This is a genomic window from Micromonospora sp. NPDC049662 (genome assembly GCF_040675055.1).
Classification (GTDB): Bacteria; Actinomycetota; Actinomycetes; order Mycobacteriales; family Micromonosporaceae; genus Micromonospora.
Genome location: NZ_JBFAOC010000023.1, coordinates 78,512 through 104,603, shown reverse-complemented (window position 1 = coordinate 104,603; position 26,092 = coordinate 78,512). Strand labels below are relative to the sequence as shown.

Below are 26,092 nucleotides of genomic sequence, written 5' to 3'. Positions count from 1 at the left end.
CCGCGGGGGGGGGGGGGGGGGGGGGGGGGGGGGGGGGGCGGGGGGGGGGGGGGGGCCCCCCCCCCCCGGGCCCCGCCCCCCCCCCCCGCCCCCTTCTACGGTCGTGCGGTTCTAGCTGTCGCCGCCGGTCTCGCCGACCGGGGCGGCGTTGACGTCGTCGATCGCGTACTTCTTGGCGGCCTCGGCCGGCACGGTGGCCTCGACCGCGCCGCTGCGGGCGAGCTGCCGCAGCGTGGCGACCACAATCGACTCGGCGTCGACGTGGAAGTGCCGGCGCAGCGCGTGCCGGGTGTCCGACATCCCGAAGCCGTCGGTGCCGAGCGACGTGTAGTCGCCGGGTACCCAGCGGGCGATCAGGTCCGGTACGGCACGCATCCAGTCGCTGACCGCGACCTTCGGCCCGTCCGCGTCGGCCAGCTTCTGCGCGATGTACGGCACCTTGGCCTCGGCGCCCGGGTTGAGCAGGTTGTACTCCTCGGTCTCCACCGCGTCGCGGCGCAGCTCGGTCCAGGAGGTCACCGACCAGACGTCGGCGGCCACGCCCCAGTCCTGGGCGAGCAGCTGCTGGGCCTTGAGCGCCCACTGCATGCCCGTGCCGGAGGCGAGGACGTTGGCCTTCGGGCCGTCGACCTGCGGCGCCGGCGAGTAGCGGTAGATGCCCTTGAGCAGTCCCTCGACGTCCACGCCCGCCGGCTCGGCCGGCTGCAGGATCGGCTCGTTGTAGACCGTCAGGTAGTAGAAGACGTTCTCCTGCGCGTCCCCGTACATCCGGTGCAGGCCGGCTTCCATGATGTGCGCGATCTCGAAGGAGAACGCCGGGTCGTACGCGACCACCGCCGGGTTGGTGGCGGCGATCAGCATCGAGTGCCCGTCCTCGTGCTGCAGGCCCTCACCGTTGAGCGTGGTGCGCCCGGCGGTCGCGCCGAGCAGGAAGCCCCGCGCCATCTGGTCGGCCGCGGCCCACAGCCCGTCGGCGGTCCGCTGGAACCCGAACATCGAGTAGAAGATGTACATCGGGATCATCGGCTCGTCGTGGGTGGCGTACGCCGAGCCCGCGGCGGTGAACGAGGCGACCGAGCCGGCCTCGTTGATGCCCTCGTGCAGGATCTGCCCGGTCGTCGACTCCTTGTACGACAGGAACAGCTCCCGGTCGACGGAGGTGTACCGCTGACCGTGCGGGGAGTAGATCTTCGCGGTCGGGAAGATCGAGTCGAGACCGAAGGTGCGTGCCTCGTCCGGGATGATCGGCACCCAGCGCTTGCCGAACTCCTTGTCCTTCATGATGTCCTTGAGCAGGCGGACGAAGGCCATCGTGGTGGCCACCTTCTGCTTGCCCGAGCCGCGCTTGACGTCGGCGAACCGCTCCGGACCGGGGATGGTCAGCCGCTTGGTGCTGGTCCGTCGCGACGGCAGGTAGCCGCCGAGCTGCTCCCGACGCTCCTGCAGGTACGCCAGCTCCTCGGACTTCTCGCCCGGGTGGTAGTACGGCGGCAGGTAGGGGTTGTCCTCCAGCGCCTTGTCCGGGATGTCCAGGTAGAGCCGGTCGCGGAAGGTCTTCAGGTCCTCCAGCGTCAGCTTCTTCATCTGGTGGGTCGCGTTGCGGCCCTCGAAGTGCGAGCCGAGCGTCCAGCCCTTGATCGTCTTGGCCAGGATGACCGTCGGCTGACCGGTGTGCTCGGTGGCCGCCTTGTAGGCCGCGTAGAGCTTGCGGTAGTCGTGCCCACCCCGCTTGAGGTTCCAGATCTCGTCGTCGCTCAGCGGATCGACCATCTTGCGGGTACGCGGGTCACGGCCGAAGAAGTGCTCCCGCACGTACGCGCCGGACTCCGCCTTGTAGGTCTGGTAGTCGCCGTCGGTCGTGGTGTTCATGAGGTTGACCAGCGCGCCGTCGGTGTCCGCGGCGAGCAGCGGGTCCCACTCGCGGCCCCAGACCACCTTGATGACGTTCCAGCCGGCGCCCCGGAAGAACGCCTCCAGCTCCTGCATGACCTTGCCGTTGCCCCGGACCGGGCCGTCCAGCCGCTGCAGGTTGCAGTTGATCACGAAGGTGAGGTTGTCCAGCTCCTCGCGGGCGGCCACACCGATCGCGCCCAGCGTCTCCGGCTCGTCCATCTCGCCGTCGCCGAGGAACGCCCACACGTGCTGCTGCGAGGTGTCCTTGATGCCGCGGTGCTGGAGGTACCGGTTGAACCGCGCCTGGTAGATCGCGTTCAGGCCGCCGAGACCCATCGAGACGGTGGGGAACTCCCAGAAGTCCGGCATGAGCCGCGGGTGCGGGTACGACGGGAGACCGCCGCCCGGGTGCGACAGCTCCTGGCGGAACCCGTCGAGTTCGTGCTCGTTGAGCCGCCCCTCCAGGAACGCCCGCGCGTACATGCCGGGCGAGGCGTGGCCCTGGTAGAAGATCTGGTCGCCGCCGCCCGGGTGGTTCTTGCCCCGGAAGAAGTGGTTGAAGCCCACCTCGTAGAGCGACGCCGAGCTGGCGAAGGTGGAGATGTGTCCGCCGACGCCGATCTCCGGGCGCTGCGCCCGGTGTACGAGCATCGCGGCGTTCCACCGCACGTACGCCCGGATGCGCCGCTCGACGTGCTCGTCTCCCGGGAACCACGGCTCGCGCTCGGACGGGATGGTGTTGATGTAGTCGGTGGTGGTCAGGGGCGGAACCCCGACCTGGCGCTCACGGGCCCGCTCCAGCAGGCGCAGCATGACGTAGCGGGCGCGTTTGGCTCCCCGCTCGTCGATGACACCGTCAAGCGACTCGACCCATTCGCTGGTCTCTTCAGGGTCGATGTCCGGAAGCTGGCTCGGTAGGCCGTCGCTGATCACCGGGCGCTTGCGTTCCGTAGCCACAGGCGTTCCCTCGGTTGTGTGTGGGATAGGTCTCTAGCGCCATCCTGCCCCCTGGTGGCACCCGTCGTCACGTCTAGGTCCCCCGGACGCGATGCTGAACACAGGTACTCGCCGGTAACTTAGCGCTACGGCGGCCGGGCCCGCCCGCTTGCCCCGGCTCGCTACGGTCCCGAATATGAACGGGCGGCGGGTGATGAGCGGCGGCGTGATCGTCCTGGTCGGCGCGCTCGGGGCGCTGTTCTCCGTGCCGGCGCTCCGGGCCGGGGAGACTGCCGTGCTGCCGATCACGATTCTCGGCGTCGTGGCGATGGCGCTCGGCGCGGTCCAGCTCCGCGCCGGTCTGCGCGCGTCGGCGCCCCGACGGGGGCCCCGTCGGGTGCCCGGTCCGCGCCGACGGCACGCCGACACCAGCGTGCCCCTGATGTACTACGGCGACTCGGGCGGCGGGGACCGGTCCGACGGCGGCGGGGGCGGCGACTCCGGCGGTGGCGGCTTCTTCGGCGGCGACTCCGGCGGCGGCTTCTTCGGCGGCGGGGACTCCGGCGGTGGCTTCTCCGGCGGTGGTGGTGACTCCGGTGGCGGTGGCGGCGGTTCCTGATCGTCGACTGCGGCAGAATGCGATGTATGCGCAGTGACGTGATCACCGTCCAGACCGGGTCCCGGCCGGCCGTCCGGGACATCACCGCCGAGGCCCAGAGCTTCGTCTCCGGCGAGGGGGACGGTCTGCTGCACGTCTTCGTGCCGCACGCCACCGCCGGCCTGGCGATCATCGAGACCGGGTCGGGCTCCGACGACGACCTGCTCACCGCGATCGACGCGCTGCTGCCCACCGACAACCGCTGGCGACACCGGCACGGCTCGGCGGGCCACGGACGGGACCACGTCCTGCCGGCGTTCGTCCCGCCGTACGCCACGCTGCCGGTACTCGACGGCCGGCTGGCCCTGGGCACCTGGCAGTCGATCTGCCTCGTCGACACCAACGGCGACAACCCCACCCGCCAGGTCCGCTTCTCGTTCCTGCCCGCCTGACGCCCGGCCCGCCCCCGAGATCGCGCCCGGTCGTCGTCCGGCCCGCTGGGATCAGACCTCAGCCAGCATTCGACGTAGCTGCCCTGGCGGGTGGCCCAGGTGGGCGTGCAGCGTCCGGGTCAGGTGTGCCTGGTCGGCGAAGCCCAGCTCGACCGCCAGTACGGCGAGGCTCGGCACCCCTTCGGTCAGCCGGTCGAGCGCACGCCCCACCCGCAGCCGGTTGCGGTAGCGGGTCAGCGGCACACCGACCAGCGCCTGGAAGACCCGGCTCAGCCGGTACGGCGACACGCCGAGCGAGCGGGCCAGCGGGACGAGGCCGTCGGTGTGCGGCCCACCGTCGTGCAGCGCCGAGCGGGCCGCCTCCACCATCGCCCGGTCCCGGGGCGGCGCGTCGACCGCCGGACCGGTGGCGGTGCCGACCAGTCGAACCAGGCGCTCGGCGGCGGCGAAGCCCGCGTCGCCGAGGCGCGCCGCCCGCAGCAGTCGCCGGTGTGCCAGGTCGATGCGGGCGTCCAGGTGCAGCACCGACATGGCGGACCGGCCGGCGAGCAGTTCCCGCCACAGCCGGGGCGAGAGATGCACGGAGGTGCAGTCGTCGCCGCCGGCCGGGTGGGCGAACCGTTCCTCCTCGCCCGGCACCGTCAGGTAGCCCACGGTCGGGTCGACGAACTCCTCCCCGCCCCGACCGCGCCGCCGGAAGCCGCCCCGGCGGGCCAACACGATGCCGTGCGCCGTGGCGGGCTCCGGGCGCGACCAGCCGGTGTGGTCGTCCCGGCAGCGCACCGCGTGGACCACGAAGTCGGGCTGGCGCACGAGGGGGTGGCTGCTGCGCATGCCGTCAGGCTAGGCCCACCCGCCGACACGACACCCGACGTCGTACGTCGGATCCGGCGGCCGCAAGGATCGTCAAGACAGCCGCCCGCCCAGGTCGGCAGGGTGGCCGGCATGTCTTCCACCACGACCACTCAGGGACGCCGCGCCCCGCTCGTCGTCCTGCTCACCGGGCAGGCGATGGCCTCGATGGACACCTCGATCGCGGCGGTCGCCGCCCCGACGATCCGGCTCGACCTGGCTGGGCCGCCGGCACTGGCCCAGCTGGTGTTGGCCGGATACACCCTGGCCTTCGCCGTGCTGGTCGTCACCGGCGCCCGGCTCGGCTCCCGGCACGGGCCGGCCCGGGTCTTCCTGCTCGGCCTCACCGGGTTCACCGTGGCGTCGCTGGCCTGCGGCCTCGCGCCGGGTCCGGTGATGCTGGTCGGCGCGCGCGTCGTGCAGGGCGCCATGGCGGCGCTCATGGTGCCGCAGGTCCTCGCCCTCATCCAGGCCACGTACCTGGGCGCTGCCCGAGGTCGGGCGATCGGGGCGTACTCGCTGATCCTGGCGCTCGGGGTCGCGGCCGGGCAGGTGGCCGGCGGCCTGCTCGTCACCCTGGATGCCGGCGGGCTGGCCTGGCGTACCGCGTTCCTGGTCAACGTGCCGGTCGGCGCGGTGCTGCTGGTGGCCGGTCGGCGGGCGCTGGCAGCCGTGCCGACGGCGGCCGTCCGGCCGGCGGCGCTCGACCTGCCGGGGGTGCTGTTGCTGGCCGGCGCGATGCTGGCCCTGGTGACGCCGGCGGTGCTCGGTCGGGACCTCGGTTGGCCGGACTGGTCGACGCCGGCGGGGGTGGCGGCGGGCGTGATCGGCGTCGGCGTGTTCCTGCGCCACGAGAACCGCGTGATCCGGGGCGGTGGCACCCCACTGTTGGACGTGGCGGTGCTGACCCGTGCCGGCGTGCCGGCCGGGCTGCTCGCCGCGTGCCTGGTGATGGGCTGCTACGCCGGCTTCCTGTTCACCCTCACCCTGCGGTTGCAGGAGGGGCTCGGATTCACCGCCCTCGCCGCCGGGTTGGCCTTCCTGCCCTACGCCGCCGGGTTCGCGCTCTGCGGCCTCGCGGTGTCCCGCCTGCCCGCGCGACTGCGCGACGCGCTGCCGCTGCTCGGCCCGCCGCTGCTGGCGGCCGTCGTGCTGCTGGTCGCGATGCTGACCCGGCATGGTTGGCCCTGGCTGCCCGGAAGCCTGTTGCTGCTCGTGGGCGGCGCCGCACACGCCGCCGGGTTCACCCCGCTGGTCGACCGGCTCGCCACCGCCCTGCCGACCGGCGCGGCGACCGCGTTCTCCGCGTTGATCTCCACCGGCACCCTGCTGGCTGCGGTGCTCGGCGTGGCCGTCATCGGTGGCCTGCACCTGGCACGGCCCGACACACCTGCCGCCGCCCTGGTGACGGCCGTCCTGCTGGCGACCGCCCCGGTGGCTGCCGGGCGGTGCGCCCGCGCCCTGCGCCAGCCCACGGGACCGTCGTGCGCCGCGACCGATCCGGGGTCATCGTCCGTCGCCGCGCCGGCTGCGGTCAGCGACCTCGAACGCTGAGCCGGCCGGGGCGGACCCGGTGCGTACGATGTCACCGTGACGCCAGCGGACGGGCAGGTGGACCGCGCCGGGTTGGCCGCCGACGTGGTGCGTCGGATGGCGCACCTGACGGCGTCCCTGCGGCATCGGCAGGGCACGGCCTTCGCCGAGTTGGGGCTCACCCCGGCGGCGGCGCGGGCGTTGCACGAGCTGGACCCGGACCGTCCCCTGCCGGCACGTGACCTCGCCGACCGGCTGAGCTGTGACCGGTCGAACGTGACCGCGTTGGTCGACAAGCTGGAGCAGGCCGGCCTGGTCGAGCGTCGGACCGATCCGGCCGACCGCCGGCAGAAGACGCTCGTGGTGACCGGGGACGGTCGCGTCGTACGGGACCGGGTGGCCGAGGTGATGTCCGACTCCCGACTCCTCGCCGGCCTGCGCGACGAAGAGCTGTCCACCCTGCGTGACCTGGTGTGGAAGGTGTCCGACGGCGGTTGTCCGGAGCCGTGCGACCCGCAGTGAGTCGAGCCGTGCTGGCCGTGTCCCACTGGGCGACGGTGGCCCGCGTCGGTAATGCTGTCGGACGTGACCACCCCGCAAGATCTCGACGACCGGTTCCGCGAGACGCTGGCGGCGCTGCCCGCCGCACCGCAACGGCGTGACCTCGCCGATCCGGTCACCGACGACGCCCCGCTGACCGGTGCCCAACTGCTCGACCTGTTCGACGCGCAGGTGGCCAGCCGGCAGCTTGACCTGGCCGGGCGCTGGCTGCGCAGCTTCGGGGAGGGCTTCTACACCATCGGCTCGTCCGGGCACGAGGGCAACGCGGCGGTCGCCGCCGCGCTGCGCCCCACCGATCCGGCGCTGCTGCACTACCGCTCCGGGGCGTTCTACTGCCTGCGGGCGGCCCAGGTCGCCGCCGCCGCTCCGGCGTCCGCCGCCGACACCCCGATGCCCGCCGTGGACGATCCGGAGCCCGCCGCCGAGGCCCCGGAGCCGGCCTCCGACGCCGAGGTGGCCGGGTCCGCGACCCCCACGGGTGGGTTCGTGGGGTACGCGGAGGCGGCCCGGGACGTGCTGCGGGGCATGGTCGCCTCCAGCGAGGAGCCGATCGCCGGTGGCCGGCACAAGGTGTTCGGCCGGGCCGACCTGGCCGTCGTGCCGACCACCTCCACCATCGCCTCGCACCTGCCCCGCGCGGTCGGGATGGGACTGGCCGTGGAGCGGCTGCGCCGGCTGGACACCGCCGGGCGGCGTACCGGGACAGGGGTACGGGTCGGCAGCGGCGCCGGTGCGGCGCACGTCCCGTGGCCGCCGGACGCCATCGTGGTCTGCTCGTTCGGCGACGCGTCGGTCAACCACGCCAGCGCCACCGCCGCCTTCAACACCGCCGGCTGGTACGACCACGCCGGCCTGCGCATCCCGGTGCTCTTCGTCTGCGAGGACAACGGGCTGGGGATCAGCGTCCGCTCGCCGGAGGGCTGGGTGGAGGCGACGCTGCGCGCGAAGCCGGGCATCCGCTACTTCAGCGCCGACGGCGCCGACCCGGTGCGCACGTACACGGTGGCGCGGGAGGCGGCGGCCTGGGTGCGGCGGTACCGGCGGCCCGCCGTGCTGCACCTGAGCACCGTCCGGCTGATGGGGCACGCCGGGGCCGACGCGGAGTCGGCGTACCGCAGCCCGGCCGAGCTGGCCGAGGACCTGGACCGGGACCCGGTGGTCGCCACCGCGCGGCTGCTCGTCGACGCCGGCGTGGCGACCGCCGACGAGCTGCTGGCCCGGTACGACGAGACGGGCTGGCAGGTACGCCGGCTCGCCGAGGAGGTGCTGGGCGAGCCCAAGCTGGCCTCCGCGGCCGACGTGGTGTCGGCGTTGGCGCCCCGCCGCCCGGTGCGGGTCGCGCGGGCCGTGGCCGACGCGGCGGCCCGGGCCAGCGGGCCGGGCGCGGCGGCCCGGGAGGAGGCGTTCGGCGGCAAGCCGCCCGAGCTGGTCGGCCCGATGACCCTGGCGCAGAGCATCAACGCCGCGCTCGCCGACGGGCTGCTCGACCATCCCCAGATGGCCGTCTTCGGCGAGGACGTGGCCGCCAAGGGCGGGGTGTACGGCGTGACGAAGGGCCTGCGCGACCGGTTCGGGGCGGCCCGCGTCTTCGACACCCTGCTGGACGAGACGTCGGTGCTGGGCCTGGGACTCGGCGCCGGGCTGGCCGGGATGCTGCCGGTGCCGGAGATCCAGTACCTGGCGTACCTGCACAACGCCGAGGACCAGCTCCGTGGCGAGGCCGCCACCATGCAGTTCTTCTCGCGGGGCGCGTTCCGCAACCCGATGGTGGTGCGGGTGGCCGGGTTGGCGTACCAGGAGGGGTTCGGCGGGCACTTCCACAACGACAACTCGGTGGCCGTACTCCGGGATGTTCCCGGTCTGGTGGTGGCGGTGCCGGCGCGGCCGGACGACGCCGCGCCCATGCTGCGGACCTGTCTGGCGAGCGCGGCGGTGGACGGCAGCGTCTGCGTGTTCCTGGAGCCGATCGCGCTCTACCACACCCGCGACCTGTACGCCGATGGCGACGGTGAGTGGCTCGCCGGCTATCCCGAGCCGGGCTCGTGGGTGGCCGGGCACGTGCCGATCGGCCGGGCCCGGGTCTACCGGGTCGGCTCGGCCGACGACCTGACCATCATCACCTTCGGTAACGGCGTGCGGATGTCGCTGCGGGCCGCGGCCGTGCTGGCCGAGGAGGGCGTCGGCACCCGCGTGGTGGACCTGCGCTGGCTGGCGCCCCTGCCCGTGGCCGACATCATCCGGGAGTCCTCGGCGACCGGCCGGGTGCTGGTGGTGGACGAGACACGCCGGTCAGGCGGGGTTGGCGAGGGCGTCATCGCCGCGCTGGTTGACGGCGGATATGTGGGCGCAGCGCGGCGGGTGGCCGGAGTTGACTCGTTTGTACCATTAGGTCCGGCGGCACGTCATGTTCTGGTCTCCCCGGAAGCCATTACCGACGGTGCCCGTACGCTGCTGGCACGGTAAATTCCGTTCCACCCGGTGCGCCACTTGCGCGCAGACGCACAACTGTGTGGACTTTGCCTGACGGCGTCGGTCCGACGCCGCGAGCAGGGACGAGATGAGGAGGCACGCGACAGTGAGCGCGACCGCTGGTCAGGCCGCCGACGGGGTACGCAGCCTGGCGGACCGGTTCGGCATCGAACCGGGGATGGTCGTCATGGAGATGGGGTACGACGACGACGTCGACCAGGATCTCCGCGACGCCCTGACCGACCGCTGTGGAGATCTGGTCGACGAGGACACCGACGAGGTGGTCGACGCGGTGCTCGTGTGGTACCGCGACGGCGACGGTGACCTCTTCGAGCTGCTCGTCGACGCCCTCGGGCCGCTGGCCGACAACGGGGTCGTGTGGCTTCTCACCCCGAAGGCGGGGCGCGAGGGGCACGTCGAGCCGAGCGAGGTCGCGGAGTCCGCGCCCACCGCCGGCCTCCAGCAGACCTCGACCGTCAACGCCGGCCGGGACTGGAGCGGCGCCCGCCTGGTGCTGCGCCGAGGGGCCAAGGGCAAGAAGTAACCCACCCTCGTCCCCTCGCGCCCCGGCGGTCCGCCGTCGGGCGCGCTGGGCTGACCTCGTCCCCCGAGTCGACCCGAGGAGTTCGCATGCTGATCGAGGTTGGCGCCGAGGCGCCGGACTTCGTGCTCAAGGACCAGAACAACCAGCAGATCCGGCTCTCGGACTTCCGCGGCAAGCGCGCCGTGCTGCTGGTCTTCTACCCGCTCGCGTTCACCGGCACCTGCCAGGGCGAGCTGGCCGAGGTGCGGGACAACCTCGACGAGTACGCCAACGACGACGTCCAGGTGCTGACGGTCAGCGTCGACTCGGTCTACAGCCACAAGATCTGGGCCGACCGGGAGGGCTACCAGTTCCCGCTGCTGGCCGACTTCTGGCCGCACGGTGGCGTCGCTGCGGCGTACGGGGTCTTCAACGACGTGGCCGGCATCGCCAACCGGGGCACCTTCGTCATCGACAAGGCCGGCGTGGTCCGCTTCGCCGAGATGAACGGCCCCGGCGAGGCCCGCGACCAGCAGGGCTGGCGCAAAGCCATCGCCGACCTGACGGCCTGATGCGGTCGGGCCGGCGGCGAACAGGTAGGCTTGCCAGCCACCGGCCCGCCGCACACGGGGCGTTCCGGGGCGCGTAGCTCAGCGGGAGAGCACTCGCCTTACAAGCGAGGGGTCGCAGGTTCGAAACCTGCCGCGCCCACCCATCACCAACAGCCAAAACCGCCCGGATCACGGCCCGGCGACCTTGGTTGCAGATCGGTCTCCAGGACGTCGGTGACCCCTTTGGCTAGATGATCATGTCCGCCAGGTGGCGTGCGAAAGGTGGCCTGCCGCAGAACTGGAGGAAGCGACGTGGGCGCGAAGACAGCCCTTCTGGCGTTCGCCGACGGCGACATCCGTCCGGCGCTGCGCGGCGCGACGCGGTCGGAGCGAGCCGAGACCGAGGCGTTGGTACGTCAAGTCCACCCCGGCTACGTGGTCGAACCCGCTGATGACAACACCTTGCTCGAGGGCACCTACCCGCCAGATGACTTCATGTACGCGACGGTCGTGGCCGGGGCAGAGTTGTACTGCGACCGGCGGCTCATGCTCGATCGCCCGTCTGAGCTACCGGAGCACCTGCGCCGAACTGGAGCAGGCCGTCGAATCATCGTCCACGGGATGCACTCGGTCGTGGACTGGCTCGGCTTCGCGGTGTGGGAGGACGGCGTGCTGATCCGATCGCTGAGCCTGTCGCCCGATAGTGGCATCCAGGAGGACATCGGCAAGCCCTACGACTTCGAGTTGCCGTACTGGGCCGGCGAACATCCCGTCGAGCCCGTACCAGGCTGGCACAACCAGGACCCCTACCCGCTGCCGTTCCATCCCCTCGACCTCGGCGAGGAAGCGTTACGCGCGCTGTTCGGTTTCATCATCGAGGGCCATCGTTCCCCCGACGACATCGACGCTGACGCCGTTCATCTGCACGGCTTTCGCGTGACCGACCCGTCCGACGAGGACCAGGCAGCCCGTGAGGCCGCATACGCGGGGGCACTACAGGCTATGGGACCGCCTCGGAGGTACCGCTTGGGACCAGACGGAGCGGTGCACGAGATCAGCGCCGACAGCTACTGATTTGCCTACCCGCGGACCAGCACGAGCGTCATGCAGGTTCTGATACCGATCTGTCACGCACGTCCTGAGCCCCCGACACCGGGCTACCGGCGAAGTGGACGTTCCTATTCCTGTCAGGCCTGCGGCCGGGCCACGCGGGTCGTAGTCTCGACCCACTGCCGAAACAGGTGTAGCGCCTCGCCGAGGTTGAGTGGCCCACACGCTGCCCTGAACTGGTCTTCCGCGACCCGGGTCAGCACCCAATCGTGCTCGCCTCTACGGAGTTCCTGCCGCTCGTAGGCCATTCCCGACAGTGCCGTATCGCCCAGGTCGATGCGGACCGACCACCCGGGGTTGTCGAGCGTCTCGATCCGAATGCCGTACTCGTGTTCCCACTCGCCATCGCACTGAGTCGCGTACCAGGCCTGGAGCCAGGACCAGACCCCGGGCGCTAGCTCGTCGTGATCATGCATCCCGTAGTCCTGATCTCGCTGTGGTCGTCAGCGTCAGGCAAGGGTAGGTCTCGCGGGCGATGTAGCGCAGCGTCGGGATGACGAGTCGCTCCACGCGCGAGCCGAGGATCATCCTGTGTCGGTGATTGCCCACCGGATCTGACGAGCGGCGAGGTAGAGGTGGGAGCGCTCTGCCATCTCATCGACTGTGCGCTCCTCGCCGGGGTTGTCCAAGTCGAGGTGGAGGAGTCCGGCTTCGTCCTGAACGAGCTGGGGTTTGTCGTCGAGCACCCAGGAGAAGGTGCCGAGGTCCACGACCTTCCAACGGGCAAGGCGCGAGAACTCGATGTGGAGCTGTACCCATCGAGTCTGACCGACCCGCCGGACGTCCAGAAGTGCGACCGCAGACTGCTGAGCGCCTTCCCCACAGCTTGACCTGAAGGTCAACTCTCTGAGGCAACCGTCGCCAAACTCCACCCCGTCCAGAAGATCGTCGGCCGTTGCCGGGAGGAGTGGTCGCCAATGCACCTGAACCACCCGGCGAAGATTACCTGCGTCCCATCCGAACGGGGGGTACCGGCCAGGCGGGCGCGGGTGACATTCCACCGTGCCCGTTGCGTGCCCGATCTCGCGGTCGGTGACGAGTGCCTGGCCAGCGGTGACGGCAGGTAGCGAGGCTGCTCTTCCTTGCGGCGCCGAGAATTCCTAACCGTGTGGCCATGCCACCTGGGCGTCTTAGGTGCGGCGCCGGCGCGGACAAGAACATGCCGTCTCCAGCCGTCGAAGGGCAACCTGTAGTGCCTAGTCGAGCGACGTCAGCCAGCTATCGGGGCCGCTTGTCCTCGACGTGTACGACGTCGAGCTCATGGCCGTCCTGGTCGCGCTTGTGGCGTCCATAGAGACCAACGGCCAGGTCGCTGCTGTCCTGGACTTCGTCGGGCCCCACGTAGGTCAGCACGTCGTTGTGGTGGCCGTAGACCACCCATCCGGGACCGGGATCGAGAGTGATGGTGCTGAAGTCTCCGGCAGATGAGCCGACGTGAACAGGGCCGTACTCGCGCAGGATCTCGATGGCCTGAGCGGCGAGGTCGGCGCTGGGTCCGGGAGTGGGTAGTACGACGCACGTGCCGTGGGCGAACACGACCCAGGATTTGCCATCCCCTTGGATGATGCGACGCCAAACTCCGGCCAGATCCTGTTCCGACATGACGTTGATCATTCCCGAGTTGGTGCACCAGCGCTAGCCGTGAAGGGCTTCACCCGGGTGACCCGGGGGTGGGATTCCTCGCCGGAGATCGTCGACGATCGGCTCGGCCCACGCCGCTTGGACGAAATTCCAGGTCCAGGTGATGCCGTCCCACCCGCCCGTAGCCCGAGCAGGTCCTACTCACGTGCTGCTGGAGTTCTGGCCCCGCCGCCACACGTCGCCCTGTGCGCCATGTCGCTCGGCCGCGTGCCGCTCCTGGGCTGCTCTCGCATCGCGCCCCGCGGCCGAGTCGTCAGGCGACGAGAGGCGCTTCCGATCGCGCCAACCCACATAGACGAACGCCGCCACCAGCAATACGACGAGCGCTCCGAGAGACACCACCAGACTCGTCATGCCATCGAAGCTACCGGGCGCGCGCCAGAGTCCGAGCTGTTGGCCGAACAGGTCGACGACCGGCTGAGATATCGCACGCTCGGACGCTACCGTCGACGCTGGCGGTGCGTCCGGGCTGGCATGCGGGGTCCGCAACCTGCCGCGAATTGTCAGACGGCACCATCAAGAAGATGATCAGTGGGGCGATAGTTGATCTTCCAGTCGGCGTAGACGCCCATCGCGCCGTCCTGGACACAATGCAGTCCGACACTTATCCAGCGAACCTCACCGTCGGCGTACCGGGCGAAGCCGACGGCGACGTGGAAGACTTCGCCGCCACATGGGCACGCACAGTCGCCCGGCTCGGCTTCCGCCCAGTAGTCGGCGCTGTCCGCGACGAAGGCAGGCGCACCGCAGGCCGTGCAGCTCACCTCGGCGCAGCCGTCTGACGGCAGCGAAGTACCGCAACCGGCCAGCCGAGCCTCGATCCCGTTGTTTGCCTAGGGTTGACAGCGGGATTCCTTCGTCTGCGCGGCTCGATCAGCCGAGCTGCGTTGGTGTGGTCGTGGCCTCCCAGGTGGTCAGGCAGAACGGGTGGCCCGCCGGGTCGGCGTAGACATAACACTGTTCGCTGTTGGGCTGGAAGTCGTACTTTGTTGCTCCGGCAGCGAGCACTCGGGCCTCGGCGGCGTCTCGGTCCACGACCATGAAGTCGAGATGCATCATGATCGACGAGGTGGGGTCGGGCCAGGTGGGTGGCGTGTATCCGGGCACAGTCTGGAAGTTGATCCGCCCGGTCGGGCTCAGCACGCATGCCCAGCCGCCCCCGGCGTGTGTCAGGGTTCCACCGGTGATGCTGGCGTAGAACTCCGCCAAGGCGACGGCGTCCGGGCAGTCCAGGGTGACCGCGCTGAGCCTGATCTCGTCGGACATGCCGCCTCCTGTGGCTCGCGCCGGCCGCTTGCAAGGCGCGCCTGTACCGATACGACGACCAGCACGATGGCACGCTCGACAGATTGAACGACGTAACCTAGCGCACACGTTGGTCGAGCACACTGATCTAGCCGCGACGCGCACTCTCGGCTGACCCAGAGCACCTGGCGGACGACTGTCGCACCTCACTCGACGGAGGTTAGGCCGACTGCCGGCGTGTCTAGTCCCACCACATGCTTGATGAATCCGTCCCACGACATGCTTGACAGTTGGTCTAGGTTCTGTGAAAGCTCGGGCCGGTCGCTGTGTGGGCGTGACTGCTGGATGTGGTCCTCCGGGGTGAGTCCCTGTAGGGGCTGTGCCTCAAATCGTGCCCATGAGCGATCTATGCGTTCTCCGCGTTCGCCTGCTCTTCCTCGGTTGTTTGTGGCAGTAGGCGGGCAACCGCCTCACGGATCCTTTCATCATCTGGGTTCCCGTGCCAGGTGACGATTGTGAAAGAATCAGTTGATGCAGTAAGTTCGGCAGCTTCCTTCGTATTTGGCACCGATTCTACGACTATCAGTAATCCGATGGTTACCGGCGAGTCCTAGACGTCGAGTGACAATTACATTCAGCGTTAGAGAGTCAATGACGAGGATGCCATCAATTCCCCGATCCTGCTGGAGGGGGAAGAAGCTCCAGCCAAGCCTCGCAATTGCTCGTCGTACTGCTTCCTGATAACTGCGCTCTGCAAAAGACTCTCTCTGATCGGGTAAGGTGCGATCGCTCGCCACTATCGATCGCTGCATCTCCCGTGCGCGCTCAAGCAACTCTCGCATCATGTCGTCAACGCTGCGGCTTGGCGGCTTCTCAATCGGAGTGGCCTGCGGCACTAGCGCCAACTCCTCCTCAAAGTCCGTCCAGCGGTGTCGAGAGCAGCGTCAGGACTGGGTGCGGGTCCACTGCTGGTTGGCGCCGCTTCCGCAGGTGTACTGGGTGATGTCGGTGCCGTCTGCCGTGCCGCTGCTCACCACGTCCAGGCACTTGCCGCTGTGTCGGGCGCGCAGCTGGTAGTAGCTGCCGTTGGCGACCCACTGCCACTGCTGGTTGGCGCCCCCGCCACAGGTGTACTGGACGACGTTGGCGTTGTTGGCGGTGGAGGCGTTGGCGACGTCGAGGCATTTGCCGCTGTTCTGGTTGACGATCCGGAAGTAGCCGCTACCGGCGTCGCGGAACTCCCACTTCTGGTTCGCGCCCCCGTTCCAGGACCATTGTCTGACTTCGGCGTTGTCGGTGACGGCATGGTCCAGCACGTCGACCACCTTGCCGCTGTTTCGGTTGGTGATGCGGTAGGAGAGTGGCGCCTCTCCGGTGACGGTGCCCGCGGCGGCGTCGATGGTGATGGTGGGATACCAGGTCAGGCTCATGGTCGTGGCGGTGGGGAAGGCGATCGGCAACCACACGTACTGGGAGTCGTTGACCGGCCCGCCCCAGGCCCCGGCCCAGCGGTCGCCGAGGTAGAGGTAGCTCGTCGTCGACGTGCCCTGGATGGGGAGCACGAAGGCCGACTGGGAGCGGAAGGTGGTCGAGTCCCCGACGTTGGTCATGCCGGTCCACGGACCGGAAATGCTGGACGCCGTGGCGTACCTGGCCTGGTTCGGGCTCCAACCGGTGAGGCCCGAGGTGAGCAGGAAGTAGGTGCTGCCGCGCTTGAACAGGGCCGGTGCCTCGCGGTTGCCGTCGTTCCAGAAGTTACCGACCAGCGTGGCCGGACTGAGGTAGTCGGCGCTGAGGCGGTAGATGAGCAGGTCGCGGTTCTCGTCGCCGGCCGAGGCCATGTAGGCGGTACCGCCGTCGTTGTAGAGCGTGATGTCCCGCGACATGTTGCCCAGCGGCCGGAAGCTGCCGTGGTAGGTGTAGGTGCCGTCCACGGTGGCCGAGGAGGCGACGGCGGCCCTGGCCTCGCCGTAGTCGGTGCCGTTCTCCTTGTGCATCCACATCACGTACCGGTTGGTGCTGGCGTTGTAGATGACCTTCGGCCGCTCGATGTTGGCCGACTGCAGTTCCGCCGCCGACGACTGGGTCAGCACGTTGTTGCGGAACTCCCAGTCGCGCAGGTTGGTGGAGCGGTAGACCGAGACCGCCCGGAACGTGTTGTTGGCGTTGCGGTTCTCACCGAACCAGTAGTAGTAGTCGCCGACCTTGAGTACCCCACCACCGTGCGCGTGCAGCAGGTTGCCGGCGGTGTCGGTGAACTGCGTGCCGTTGGGGATCGTGACCGGCGCGGCCTGGGCCGGGGCGGCGGCCAGGGTGGTGACCGCGACGATCGCCGCTCCGACCAGGGTGAGCGCCGCCACCAGGGAGGAAACCAGTCTGTTGCGTCTCACTATGTTCGTCCTTCCGTGGGCGGGCGGCGACCGTCCATCAATGTACATCGATTGTCGTTGGTGCAGGTCGAGAACGATCACCGGTAGCGTGGTGCAGGATGCAGCGGTGACGTCCATCTACCGCACCCCTGCGGGCAGGGACACCATCCGCCGGTGGTGTGCGCAGCAGCTCAACGGGTGGTCGACCCCGCACGAGCGACGCATCATCCGGGCCCACGGCCACGACACGCACCTCCTCAGCGCCGCCGCGGGCCTGGTGACGGTCGTCCTCGTCGCCGGCGACCGCTTCAGCACGGCGGCCTACCTGCCGCTGCTCACGGCCCTGGCCCGGCAGTACCGGGTGGTGGCCGCCGACATCCCGGGCCAGCCCGGCCTGAGCGCCGACGCGGCGGACGTCGCCGACGGCGGGCTCGCCTGGTACGGCAGGTGGCTTGCCGAGGTCGTCGAGGAGGCCACCAGCGGGCCGGTCGTGACGTTCGGGCACTCGTTCGGTGGCGCGGTGACGCTCGCCGCCGAGCACCCCCGGGTCAGCGGCACGGTCGCGGTGGCACCGGGTGGACTGTGCCGGCTCAGGGTCACCCCTGGTGTCCTGCTGGCGTTCCTGGGCTGGCTCGCGCGGCCCCGGCCGGCGTCGAGCCTCCGGTTGCTGCGCCTGCTGTCCGCGCCCGGCCGCACGCCGCGCGCCGAGCTGGTGGAGTGGATGACGCTCGTCGCCCGACACGCCCGTCCGGTGAGTACCGACGAGTTCCTGTCGGCGGCGACGCGCAGGACGCCGGTCGTGCTCGCGAGCGGCGACCACGACGTGTTCCTGCCCCCGGACCGGCTGCGCGCGGCGGCGGAACAGCGGCTACAGGCCGGCGTCGACATCGTCCCCGCCGCCGGTCACCTCGTCACCGACGAACACCCCGACACGCTCGCCGCGCTGGTGGCTCGGCTGGTGGATTGACCCGGGACGGGCGTCACGCGCGATCGGCGACCATCACCCGGCTGTGTGCCAGGGACGTGGTCCGACGGATCGGCAGGGACAGCTCTCGCGCCGTCTCGAGCAGGTCGTGGTCGCCGGTGACCGTGAAGCCGTACCGGGAGAGCAACGCGGCCATGGCGGCCGGCGTCCAGGTCGAGCGCCACGGCTCGGTCGCCCAGAAGCTGCGCCGGCCGGTGGACGCCATCAGCACCCGTGCGACGAGCCGACCCAGCGTCAGGGTCGTCCCGGGTAGCTGAAAGTTGACAACGAGGCGGCTCGTCGGGGCCGAGCAGGCGGCGAGCGCGGCGACCGTCGTAGACACCTCCGTCGTGGTCAGGTACGGCACGACGCCCTCCCAGATCCACGTCGTCGGCTCGTCGGGGCGATGACCGGCGACGGCCAGCGCCTCGGCTAGCCGGTCACGGGCGAAGTCCACCGTCACGAACGTCGGGGGAGTGCCGGCCAGTACCTCGGCGCGTTCGCGTTTGTCGCGTTGGCTGCTCGGCTGGTCGACCTCGAAGATCGTCCTGCCCACGAGTTCCGGCATCCGCCAGGCCCGACCGTCGAGCCCGGCCCCGAGGATCACCACCTGCGCGCTGTGGTGGGCGCGTACGGCGTCGTCGATCGCCACCGTGCGCGGCACGATCATGTCGGCGCAGGCCCGTACCGTCTCGTAGTCGACCCGTTGCCGCCACGACTGGGGCACGGCACCGTCGCGTACCCAATCCACGGCCTCCCGCTCGGCGGCGCGGAGCAGGCGCATGGCCGTCGGGTCGGCGAACCGGCCGGGAGCGACCAGGCCATCCGCCGCCGCGCGGCCCTGGCAGACGAGAACCGCCGTACGGCTCGCGGCCGGCGTCTTCGACATCGCTCGCGCTCCTGTCCGTGTGGGCTTCGCGCACAGGCCATGCCGCCGCGCGGAGCCATTTGACCGCACCCGATAGCCTTCGCGGCTATGGGCGCGATCAAACCATGGCATCTTGCGGTCCTCAGCCTTTGTTGCCTGCTGCCGTTCACGGCCGCAGTCGCGGGCGGAGTTTGGGCCGTCCTCCGCAAGCGCAACCGACGCTGACTCCCGGTCGTACGGTGGTTCGGCCTCCCGCCGCCCAGTGCGCCGCGCGCACAATTGTCCCGTGCTGACCGAGCCCGTCTCCGCGCGCCGACTGCAACTCATCGACGACCTGGAAGGGCTGCCCGGCAGCTCAGACGGCTGTCTCCTCGCCTTGACGTTGGACGCTCCGATTTTTGTCCAGGTCGGTGACTTCTGGTGGGTTGAGGACGACGCGCTGTGCGTCGCGCGAGGTGAAGGCGCGCCGATGTTGTATCGAGGTCGTCTCGAATGGCGCCGGAAGCGGTAATCGGCGGAACGGTCCTCGCCCTCGCCACCTGGCGCGGCGCTGAGCTGAACATACCCACGGGTGGCGCACGTACCCCGTCCGCCGTTAGCCTCGGTCCCCATGACCAGCGGCGACCACCACGGTCACCCCGAGCCGCCGATCGCGGGCGACGAGACCGCCACCCTGCTCGGCTCCCTCGACCGGCAGCGCGCCACCCTGGCCTGGAAGACCGGTGGGCTCGACGCGGCCGGCCTGCGGGCGACGCTCGGCCCGTCGTCGATCACTCTGGGCGGGCTGCTCAAGCACCTGGCCCTGGTCGAGGACCTCTACTTCTCCTTCAAGCTGGCCGGGCGTTCACCGGGACCCCCGTGGGACACCGTCGACTGGGACGCCAACCCGGGCTGGGAGTGGCGCTCGGCCGCCGAGGACACCCCGGAACAGCTCTACACGCTGTGGCAGGGGGCCGTGGCGCGGTCCCGGGCCACCGTCGCCGAGTTGCTGGCCGACGGCGGCCCGGAGCAGTTGGCCCGGGGCGAGTGGCCCGACGGCCAGGTGCCCAGCCTGCGGCGGGTCCTGGTCGACCTCATCGAGGAGTACGCGCGGCACGCCGGGCACGCCGATCTGATCCGCGAGTCGGTGGACGGGCTCACCGGCGAGGACCCGCCCCGCTGACCGCCAGGCGTACCGCCAGAATGGGCGCGTGCAGGATACCGTCGCCGTCGCGCTGATCACGTCACTGTCCACGTTGACCGCCGCCGCCCTGACCGGGCTGATCGCCGCCCGCAGCACCCGCCGGCAGCTCGCCCACCAGCTCACCGTCGCCCGCGAGGAGAGCGCCGACCGGGCCGCGCTCCGGCGCGAGGAGCTGCGGCGCGACGCGTACGTCGGGTTCCTCGGCGCCTGCGACGCGGCGTACCGGCGGCTGGACCGGCGGTGGATCGAGCCGGGCGCGGACGCGGTCACGCCCGGCTACGACGAGACGTACGCGGCGATGCGCGCCGTGGACGAGGCGTACAACCTGGTGTTGCTGCAGGGCCCGGCGGACGTCGCGGCGGCGGGCCGGTCGGTGGTGGCCAGCCTGACGACGGAGTACGCCGAGCAGCGCCGGCTCGCCGACGAGCCGGGCGACGCGGCGGTGTCGCTGCGCGACCGGCACCGGGAGCGGTGGCTCGCGGCCATCGAGGTACGCACGGACCGCCGCGTCGCGTTCGTCGACGTCGCCCGTCCCGCCGTCGACCGCGAGGGGTGACCGCGTGCCCCCTATGCTCGGGCGGGAACAGGGGGGGGTGATCAGGTGGATCTGTCCGGCATCGGCGCGGTGCTCTTCGACATGGACGGCACGCTGGTGGACTCCGACGCCGCCGTCGAGCGGGCCTGGGAGCGGTGGGCTTCCGAGTACGCCGTCGAACCGGCGGCGGCCCTCGCGATCGCGCACGGCAGGCCCGCCGACCAGACGATCCGTCGGCTCCTTCCCGCCCTCGACGACACGGCGGTTGCCGTGGCGGCGGCACGGCAGTTGGCGTTGCAGTACGACGACCTGTCCGACGTGACCGCCACCCCGGGCGCCCATGAGCTGCTGTCGACGTTGGCCCGGACGGGGGTGCCCTGGGCGGTGGTGACCAGCGCCGACGTGCGGCTGGCCGAGGCCCGGCTCGGTGCCGCCGGCATCGCGCCACCGGTGTTGGTGACGGTCCAGGACGTCCGCGAGGGCAAGCCGGCGCCGGAGGGTTACCTCCGCGCCGCCGCGCTGCTCGACGTGCCACCGGCGCGCTGCCTGGTCGTCGAGGACGCCGAGGTCGGGTTGCGGGCCGGGCGCGCGGCCGGCGCGGTGACCGCCGCGCTCAAGGGACTCGACGGCGACGTACGCCTGGACGACCTGGGGCAGTTGGCCCGCCAGATCGAGGCGGCGACCACCGGGAGCTGACCGATCGGGCGTCAGCCGAGGCGCGCTGCCAGCCAGGGCAGCAGGGCGTCGGCCTGGGCCTGCTGGAACGCCCGTAGGGCGGGGATGCCGGGCGGTGGCGGGCGGCGGGCGCGGTCGGCCAGGAAGCCGGCCAGCCCGGCGTACACGCCGGTGATCGCGGCCGGGTCGACGTCGGCGGTGAGCGGCAGCCGGCGCAGCATCGCCTCGGTGTCGTGCCCGCCGTGCAGCCGGACGTTCACCAGCAGCAGCGCCGTGTCCAGCCAGGCGGGCCCCCGGCAGGCCCACGGCCAGTCGACCACGGTCACCGTGCCGGCGGCGTCGAACAGCAGGTTGTCGGCCCGTACGTCGACGTGGCAGAGCGTGTCCCCGGCGAGCGCGGCGACGCCCTCGTCGGCGGCCGCGCGCAGCTCGTCCAGGTGGGCGCGAGCCCACGGATCGAGTCGTGGCGGCGGGTCGGCGGCGATCCGGTGCCAGCCCGCGAAGTCGTCCGCCAGCAGCTCGGCGGCGGTCGGCACGTGCGCGACGGGGCTCGGGGTGAGCGCGACGGCCATCGCCTCCAGGGCGTCCATGACCCGGGTCAGCTCGTCGGCCCGCCACGGGGTGTGCGGGTGGTCTCCGGCCACGTCGGAGAAGACCAACGCCACCCAGTCGCCGTCGTCGTGGCAACCCAGCAGGCGGGGCGTCGGCGCGGTCGCCGGGAGCGCGCCGGCGATGCGGGCTTCGGCGCGGTGCATGACCGGACTGTCCGGGTTCAACGCCGGGTTGACCGCCTTCACGAACGCCCGCCGGCCGGTCGCGGTACGGACCCGGTCGGCGGTGCCCGGCGAGTAACCACCCGACTGGGAGACCGCCTCGACCACCCGATCGCCGATGATCTCCTCGACCGCGGACCGTACCGTTGCCGGCAGATCACCCCAGCCGATCCGCCTCGCCGCCACCTGTGCCATCCCGCCACGGTGCACCCGCCGGTCGCGACGAACAACTCAATTCCGCCGCCGGAACGAGGCGCGGCCGGAGTGGACATGATGGACTTGTCGCCGCGATTGATCGAGAAGAAGGAGGCCGCGGTGGAGTTGACTCTGACGCCGATGACCGAGCAGGAACTGGCCCGGCTGCGGGAACCCCTGGAGGTCGGGTACGCCGAGGATCTCGTCGCGCACCGCGGCCTGACCCCGCAGGCGGCCCGGGAGCGGTCGGACGAGCAGCTCCGGGAGCTGCTGCCGGCGGGCGCGGCCACCGAGCGGGCACTGTTGCGGGTGGGGCGGGTCGACGACACCGAGGTCGGCTGGATCTGGGTCAACCTGCCGGCGAACGCCGACACCCGACAGGCCTGGATCTACAACATCGAGGTACATCCGGCGCACCGGGGACGCGGACACGCACGACGGATGATCCAGCTCATCGAGGTCGAACTGGGCGAACTGGGCGTACCCGAGCTGGGGTTGAACGTCTTCGGCACGAACACCGTGGCGATCGGCCTCTACCGGAGCCTGGGCTTCGAGGTCACCGCGCAGCAGATGGCGAAGCGGATCGACCCACCGAGCTGAACCGGGACTGTTCACCTGCCCAGCGGGAAACCCGCGCGGACCGCACCTGGGGAGGAGCGACGGATGACGCACGGCGCCGGACTGACCATCGGTGTGCTCGGCTCGTACGGTGGCCGGAACCTCGGCGACGAGGCGATCCTCACCGGCCTGCTCACCGATCTGCGCACGCAGGAGCCGAACGCCCGGATCATCGTCTTTTCCCGCCACCCGGAGCACACCCGGGCCGCGCACCCGGACGTCGAGGCGGTGCCGTGGGAGGGCGTCAGCCGTACCGACTCGGCGTTGGTGCTGGCCCAGCTCGACCTGCTGATCCTGGGCGGCGGCGGGATTCTCTACGACCGGGAGGCCCGCCGCTACCTGCGGGTCGTCCGGGTCGCCCAGGAACGCGGCCTACCGCTGATCACGTACGCGGTGGGGGTCGGACCGCTCAGCGACGCGGTCGACACCGGCATGGTCCGCGAGACGTTGGCCGGCGCCACCCAGGTGACCGTCCGGGACCAGGAGTCCCGGATGGTCCTGGAGGAGGCCGGACTGCTCAACCCGATCACGGTCACCGCCGACCCGGCGTTCCTGTTGCAGCCGGCCGACTTCCCCGCGCACCTGCTCAGCGAGGAGGGGGTGCCGGTCGGCAAGAGGCTGGTCGGGATCAGCGTCCGGGAGCCGGGACGGGCCGCCGAACGCCTCGACGTCGACGGCTACCACCGGCTGCTGGCCCAGATCGGTGACTTCCTGGTGCACCGCATCGACGCGTACGTGCTGTTCGTGCCGATGGAACGCGACGACATCCGGCACTCGCACGGGGTGCTGTCGCACATGGTCGCCGCGGATCGGGGGCGGATCCTGCACGGCACCTACTCGCCGGAGCAGGTGCTCGGGCTGATGCGCCACTTCGACCTGGCCGTCGGCATGCGCCTGCACTTCCTGATCTTCGCGGCGATGGTGGGTACGCCGTTCCTGCCGCTGCCGTACGCCGGAAAGGTCTTCGACCTGGCCCAACGGCTCGGTGTGCCGGCGCTGCGGGGGGTGGAACGGGAGGTGGAGGGACCGCTGTTGGCCGAGGTCGACCGTCTGTGGGACGAACGCGAGCAGCGCGCCGAGGCCACCGCCCGCCGGGTCGCCGAGGTCTGCGAGCAGGCCCGGGGCACCTCCGAGGTCACCCGTGGCGTGCTGGACCAGCTGCGCAGCCAGACCCTCACCCGGGCCTGACCGACGCTCACACCGCTGGGCCGGTCCAGCGGTAGCGCCACTCGCGGGCCTCCTCGCGGGCGGATTCCAACTCGTAGATCTGCGCCTCGGCCAGCCCACCGGACCCGAGGTGGTGGTGGGTGAGCGGCGGGCGGCCGTTGGTGTCCAGCTCGACGGTCACGGTCTGCCCGTCCGCCGCGCCGCCGACGAGAAGAATCTGCACGGATGAGGCCATGCGCCCATCCTGCCCGTCGTGCGGCCACCTCGCAGCGGGATGCGGGGCAGCGCGGAGCCGGCCGCGTGGTTAGTGTCGGCGGATGGCAGAGCAGACCATCGATCCGACGCTCGGCCCGGTGCTCGCCCGCGTCGGCGACGAGCGCGCCGTCCTGGAGTCATTCCTCGACTTCCACCGCGCGATCGTGGTGCGCAAGGTGCGCGGTCTGTCCGACGACGAGGCCGCCCGCCGGCTGGTGCCCTCCGCGACCACGCTCGCCGGGCTGGTCAAGCACCTGACCCTGGTCGAGCGGAACTGGTTCCCGGTGCTGCTGGCCCCCGAGCCCGGCGACGTCTACCTCCGCTCGGAGCAGGACGCGGTAGCGAGCTTCACCCTCGACGAGCGGGACACGGTCGACGGGCTCGTCGAGGCGTACGAGCGGGCCTGTGACCGGTCCCGGACGGTCGTCGCGCGTTTCGACCTCGACCACGTGGTGCCGCACCCACAGCTCGGTGAGGTGTCGGTGCGCTGGATCCTGGTCCACCTCATCGAGGAGACCGCCCGGCACGCCGGCCACGCGGACATCCTTCGCGAACTGACCGACGGGTCGACCGGAGCCCTCTGACCCCGGCCGTTCATCGGGGAGGTAGCCGGCCCGACGGGTATTCCATGCCGTCGTGGGTGCAGGCCGCCGCGGCGACCCGTGCCGCGTACCGGGCCGCCTCCGTCAGCGGCTCGCCCCGCAGCCGCCCGGCGATCAGCCCGGCGGCGAAGGCGTCGCCCGCCCCGTTGCTGTCCACCACCGGCGCGGGCGCTGCGGCGGCGGGCACCGGCACCCGCGTGCCGTCGCCGGGGAACAGCTCGGCGCCGTCCGCGCCCCGGGTCACGACCACGGTCCGGGGCGTCAGCGTCTCGGCGAGCGTCCCGGCCCGGTCGGCGAGCCGTACCCCGCTGACCAGGACCAGGTCGGCGATCTCGGCGAACGGCCGGTGGTACGGGTTGACGCCGTCCCAGTCGTGCAGGTCGGTGGAGAGCGACACACCCGGCGCGAGCGCGGCCCGGACTGCGGGCAGCAACGGCACCGGCCAGTCCATGATCGAGAGGTGGACGTGCCGGGCGTCGGCCACCAGCTCGGCCACCTGAGTCAGGGAGAACGGCGGGCCTCCGCCCCGCCACGGGCGCGGGTCGTACAGGGAGGTGCGTGCTCCGCCCGGGTCCACCAGGTTCACCGATCGCCGGGTGCCGCCCCGGTCCTCGGCCAGCGTCGCCGGCACCCCGGCCCGGGTCAGCGCCGCCCGCACCACGTCGCCGGCCGGGTCAGCGCCGAGGGTGTCGACCACCCGCACCCGCAGCCCCAGCGCCCGAGCGGCCAACGCCACCCCGGCTCCGGTGTTGCCGATCCGCAGCTCGATCGGCTCGACGGTGTGCGAGTCGGCGGCCGGCAGCGGAAGCGCGGGCACCCGAACCCGCACGTCCACCCCCAACCCGCCCAGAACCAGGAGATCGACCACGACGCGACGCTAGCCCTCGGCCCCGCGATCTTGCATTTTCTGTCCCGGCACAAGGGGCATTACCACCCACGTCGGCGACAGAAACCGCAAGATCGGCGCGAGCTTTCCGCGCGGGGCCGCCTATCCTGAGCGCGGGCGGCGACAAGGGGGAGTACGTGCTGGTCATCCACGGGCTGTGGCTGCCCGGCTCCGGGCTCGCCGTGTGGGCCGAGGACAGCGCCGCGCCGGTACCCGTCGCGTGCTCCGGCCGCCCTCCCCGGGACCGCCCGCACCCGTTCGCCGCCGGGCACGCCGATCTGGTCGCGGCCCTCACCGACGTCGCCGCGCCGGCCCGCCCGGCCACCGCGCTGCTCACCCTGCCCACCCGGGCGGGCACGCCGACCGACTCGCCCGAGCTGATCCGCACCACCGTCGCACCCCCGACCCGCGGCCGGCTCGCCCTCGCCGCGTGGCGGGTGCCCACCCTGGTGTACGCCCCGGACGACGCCCTGCCCCTGCTCCCCGCCCTGGACGACCTCCCCGTGGTGTGCGGGGCGACCCTGCGGCACCTCGGCGAGCTGGCCGACTTCGCCGCCGACCTGGTGGCCCGGGGCCGCGTCCTGCCGACCGTTGACACGCGAATCGACACGACCGCCCTGGCTGATGCCGGCCCGGCT

29 protein-coding genes, 1 tRNA gene and 1 pseudogene are annotated in these 26,092 nt (G+C 71.3%); 18 read left to right on the top strand and 13 right to left on the bottom strand.

Features of this window, described 5'->3' with window-relative positions; translation table 11 throughout:
• Positions 1-111: 111 nt before the first annotated feature.
• On the bottom strand, positions 112-2,850 hold the full coding sequence (gene aceE / locus AB0J36_RS19160; protein WP_357132524.1) for a pyruvate dehydrogenase (acetyl-transferring), homodimeric type: 2,739 nt from the start codon (positions 2,848-2,850) through the stop codon (positions 112-114).
• Between the two features lie 175 nt (positions 2,851-3,025).
• Here aceE and AB0J36_RS19155 point away from each other — a divergent pair, with 175 nt between their 5' ends.
• Both AB0J36_RS19155 and AB0J36_RS19150 read left to right on the top strand, forming a co-directional pair.
• Entirely contained in the window at positions 3,026-3,448 is a 423-nt protein-coding gene (locus AB0J36_RS19155) for a hypothetical protein (RefSeq protein ID WP_357132527.1), read from the top strand.
• Positions 3,449-3,474: 26 nt separating this feature from the next.
• Entirely contained in the window at positions 3,475-3,879 is a 405-nt protein-coding gene (locus tag AB0J36_RS19150; protein ID WP_355051416.1) for a secondary thiamine-phosphate synthase enzyme YjbQ, read from the top strand.
• Positions 3,880-3,930: 51 nt separating this feature from the next.
• On the opposite strand, the gene AB0J36_RS19145 is transcribed toward AB0J36_RS19150, so the two are convergent.
• A complete protein-coding gene (locus AB0J36_RS19145) occupies positions 3,931-4,713 on the bottom strand; it encodes a helix-turn-helix domain-containing protein (RefSeq protein WP_357393534.1) in 783 nt (260 codons plus the stop codon).
• A gap of 111 nt (positions 4,714-4,824) precedes the next feature.
• Between AB0J36_RS19145 and AB0J36_RS19140 the strand changes: the two genes are divergently transcribed.
• The 7 genes from AB0J36_RS19140 to AB0J36_RS19110 all read left to right on the top strand — a co-directional run bounded on the left by AB0J36_RS19140 (position 4,825) and on the right by AB0J36_RS19110 (position 11,442).
• A complete protein-coding gene (locus tag AB0J36_RS19140; RefSeq protein ID WP_357393532.1) occupies positions 4,825-6,285 on the top strand; it encodes an MFS transporter in 1,461 nt (486 codons plus the stop codon).
• 96 nt (positions 6,286-6,381) lie between these two features.
• Entirely contained in the window at positions 6,382-6,786 is a 405-nt protein-coding gene (locus tag AB0J36_RS19135; RefSeq protein ID WP_357132744.1) for a MarR family transcriptional regulator, read from the top strand.
• Positions 6,787-6,837: 51 nt separating this feature from the next.
• On the top strand, positions 6,838-9,288 hold the full coding sequence (locus tag AB0J36_RS19130) for a thiamine pyrophosphate-dependent enzyme (RefSeq protein WP_357393530.1): 2,451 nt from the start codon (positions 6,838-6,840) through the stop codon (positions 9,286-9,288).
• Positions 9,289-9,400: 112 nt separating this feature from the next.
• Positions 9,401-9,838 (top strand): DUF3052 domain-containing protein, encoded by a 438-nt coding sequence (locus tag AB0J36_RS19125; RefSeq protein ID WP_132237238.1) that lies wholly within the window; start codon positions 9,401-9,403, stop codon positions 9,836-9,838.
• An 86-nt stretch (positions 9,839-9,924) separates the two neighbouring features.
• The gene (locus AB0J36_RS19120; protein WP_363660926.1) at positions 9,925-10,389 is read left to right on the top strand and encodes a peroxiredoxin; all 465 of its coding nucleotides are present in this window, start codon (positions 9,925-9,927) and stop codon (positions 10,387-10,389) included.
• 67 nt (positions 10,390-10,456) lie between these two features.
• Positions 10,457-10,528, top strand: a tRNA-Val gene (locus AB0J36_RS19115).
• Positions 10,529-10,680: 152 nt separating this feature from the next.
• Positions 10,681-11,442, top strand: a complete 762-nt coding sequence (locus tag AB0J36_RS19110; RefSeq protein WP_363660925.1) for a hypothetical protein — start codon at positions 10,681-10,683, stop codon at positions 11,440-11,442.
• Positions 11,443-11,555: 113 nt separating this feature from the next.
• Here AB0J36_RS19110 and AB0J36_RS19105 read toward each other — a convergent pair whose 3' ends face one another.
• The 7 genes from AB0J36_RS19105 to AB0J36_RS19075 form a co-directional block, all read right to left on the bottom strand.
• On the bottom strand, positions 11,556-11,894 hold the full coding sequence (locus AB0J36_RS19105) for an immunity 53 family protein (RefSeq protein WP_363660924.1): 339 nt from the start codon (positions 11,892-11,894) through the stop codon (positions 11,556-11,558).
• 108 nt (positions 11,895-12,002) lie between these two features.
• A complete protein-coding gene (locus tag AB0J36_RS19100) occupies positions 12,003-12,410 on the bottom strand; it encodes a hypothetical protein (protein WP_357173668.1) in 408 nt (135 codons plus the stop codon).
• Positions 12,411-12,696: 286 nt separating this feature from the next.
• Positions 12,697-13,092, bottom strand: a complete 396-nt coding sequence (locus AB0J36_RS19095; RefSeq protein WP_357173671.1) for a hypothetical protein — start codon at positions 13,090-13,092, stop codon at positions 12,697-12,699.
• Positions 13,093-13,260: 168 nt separating this feature from the next.
• Entirely contained in the window at positions 13,261-13,473 is a 213-nt protein-coding gene (locus AB0J36_RS19090; RefSeq protein WP_357393526.1) for a hypothetical protein, read from the bottom strand.
• A 149-nt stretch (positions 13,474-13,622) separates the two neighbouring features.
• Positions 13,623-13,883, bottom strand: a complete 261-nt coding sequence (locus AB0J36_RS19085) for a hypothetical protein (RefSeq protein ID WP_363660923.1) — start codon at positions 13,881-13,883, stop codon at positions 13,623-13,625.
• Between the two features lie 109 nt (positions 13,884-13,992).
• On the bottom strand, positions 13,993-14,385 hold the full coding sequence (locus AB0J36_RS19080) for a VOC family protein (protein ID WP_357173677.1): 393 nt from the start codon (positions 14,383-14,385) through the stop codon (positions 13,993-13,995).
• Between the two features lie 923 nt (positions 14,386-15,308).
• Entirely contained in the window at positions 15,309-16,754 is a 1,446-nt protein-coding gene (locus tag AB0J36_RS19075; protein ID WP_363660922.1) for an RICIN domain-containing protein, read from the bottom strand.
• A gap of 106 nt (positions 16,755-16,860) precedes the next feature.
• On the opposite strand from AB0J36_RS19075, the gene AB0J36_RS19070 reads away from it, so the two are divergent.
• Positions 16,861-17,700 carry an alpha/beta hydrolase gene (locus AB0J36_RS19070; RefSeq protein ID WP_363660921.1) on the top strand — a complete coding sequence of 280 codons (840 nt, stop codon included), beginning with the start codon at positions 16,861-16,863 and terminating at the stop codon, positions 17,698-17,700.
• Positions 17,701-17,713: 13 nt separating this feature from the next.
• Here the strand turns inward: AB0J36_RS19070 and AB0J36_RS19065 are convergent, their stop codons facing one another.
• A complete protein-coding gene (locus AB0J36_RS19065; RefSeq protein WP_357132575.1) occupies positions 17,714-18,586 on the bottom strand; it encodes a class I SAM-dependent methyltransferase in 873 nt (290 codons plus the stop codon).
• Between the two features lie 265 nt (positions 18,587-18,851).
• On the opposite strand from AB0J36_RS19065, the gene AB0J36_RS19060 reads away from it, so the two are divergent.
• The 4 genes from AB0J36_RS19060 to AB0J36_RS19045 all read left to right on the top strand — a co-directional run bounded on the left by AB0J36_RS19060 (position 18,852) and on the right by AB0J36_RS19045 (position 20,979).
• Positions 18,852-19,076: a hypothetical protein gene (locus AB0J36_RS19060; RefSeq protein WP_363660920.1), complete on the top strand. Its 225-nt coding sequence runs from the start codon at positions 18,852-18,854 to the stop codon at positions 19,074-19,076.
• Positions 19,077-19,175: 99 nt separating this feature from the next.
• The gene (locus tag AB0J36_RS19055) at positions 19,176-19,727 is read left to right on the top strand and encodes a DinB family protein (protein WP_357132581.1); all 552 of its coding nucleotides are present in this window, start codon (positions 19,176-19,178) and stop codon (positions 19,725-19,727) included.
• Positions 19,728-19,755: 28 nt separating this feature from the next.
• Positions 19,756-20,304: a hypothetical protein gene (locus AB0J36_RS19050; protein WP_357132584.1), complete on the top strand. Its 549-nt coding sequence runs from the start codon at positions 19,756-19,758 to the stop codon at positions 20,302-20,304.
• 45 nt (positions 20,305-20,349) lie between these two features.
• Positions 20,350-20,979, top strand: coding sequence for an HAD-IA family hydrolase (locus AB0J36_RS19045; protein WP_357132587.1), 630 nt, complete (start codon positions 20,350-20,352; stop codon positions 20,977-20,979).
• Positions 20,980-20,990: 11 nt separating this feature from the next.
• Here the strand turns inward: AB0J36_RS19045 and AB0J36_RS19040 are convergent, their stop codons facing one another.
• Entirely contained in the window at positions 20,991-21,926 is a 936-nt protein-coding gene (locus tag AB0J36_RS19040; RefSeq protein WP_357132590.1) for a phosphotransferase, read from the bottom strand.
• A gap of 120 nt (positions 21,927-22,046) precedes the next feature.
• On the opposite strand from AB0J36_RS19040, the gene AB0J36_RS19035 reads away from it, so the two are divergent.
• Together AB0J36_RS19035 and AB0J36_RS19030 are read left to right on the top strand one after the other, a co-directional pair.
• The gene (locus AB0J36_RS19035; RefSeq protein ID WP_357132593.1) at positions 22,047-22,526 is read left to right on the top strand and encodes an N-acetyltransferase; all 480 of its coding nucleotides are present in this window, start codon (positions 22,047-22,049) and stop codon (positions 22,524-22,526) included.
• 63 nt (positions 22,527-22,589) lie between these two features.
• Positions 22,590-23,732 carry a polysaccharide pyruvyl transferase family protein gene (locus AB0J36_RS19030; RefSeq protein WP_357132596.1) on the top strand — a complete coding sequence of 381 codons (1,143 nt, stop codon included), beginning with the start codon at positions 22,590-22,592 and terminating at the stop codon, positions 23,730-23,732.
• Positions 23,733-23,739: 7 nt separating this feature from the next.
• Here AB0J36_RS19030 and AB0J36_RS19025 read toward each other — a convergent pair whose 3' ends face one another.
• A complete protein-coding gene (locus AB0J36_RS19025) occupies positions 23,740-23,946 on the bottom strand; it encodes a hypothetical protein (protein WP_355051431.1) in 207 nt (68 codons plus the stop codon).
• A gap of 82 nt (positions 23,947-24,028) precedes the next feature.
• Between AB0J36_RS19025 and AB0J36_RS19020 the strand changes: the two genes are divergently transcribed.
• The gene (locus tag AB0J36_RS19020) at positions 24,029-24,550 is read left to right on the top strand and encodes a DinB family protein (protein ID WP_357393516.1); all 522 of its coding nucleotides are present in this window, start codon (positions 24,029-24,031) and stop codon (positions 24,548-24,550) included.
• Positions 24,551-24,560: 10 nt separating this feature from the next.
• Here AB0J36_RS19020 and AB0J36_RS19015 read toward each other — a convergent pair whose 3' ends face one another.
• On the bottom strand, positions 24,561-25,436 hold the full coding sequence (locus AB0J36_RS19015) for a PfkB family carbohydrate kinase (RefSeq protein ID WP_357393514.1): 876 nt from the start codon (positions 25,434-25,436) through the stop codon (positions 24,561-24,563).
• Between the two features lie 155 nt (positions 25,437-25,591).
• Between AB0J36_RS19015 and AB0J36_RS19010 the strand changes: the two are divergent.
• Positions 25,592-26,092, top strand: a pseudogene (locus tag AB0J36_RS19010) (ATP-dependent helicase); the annotation flags it as partial.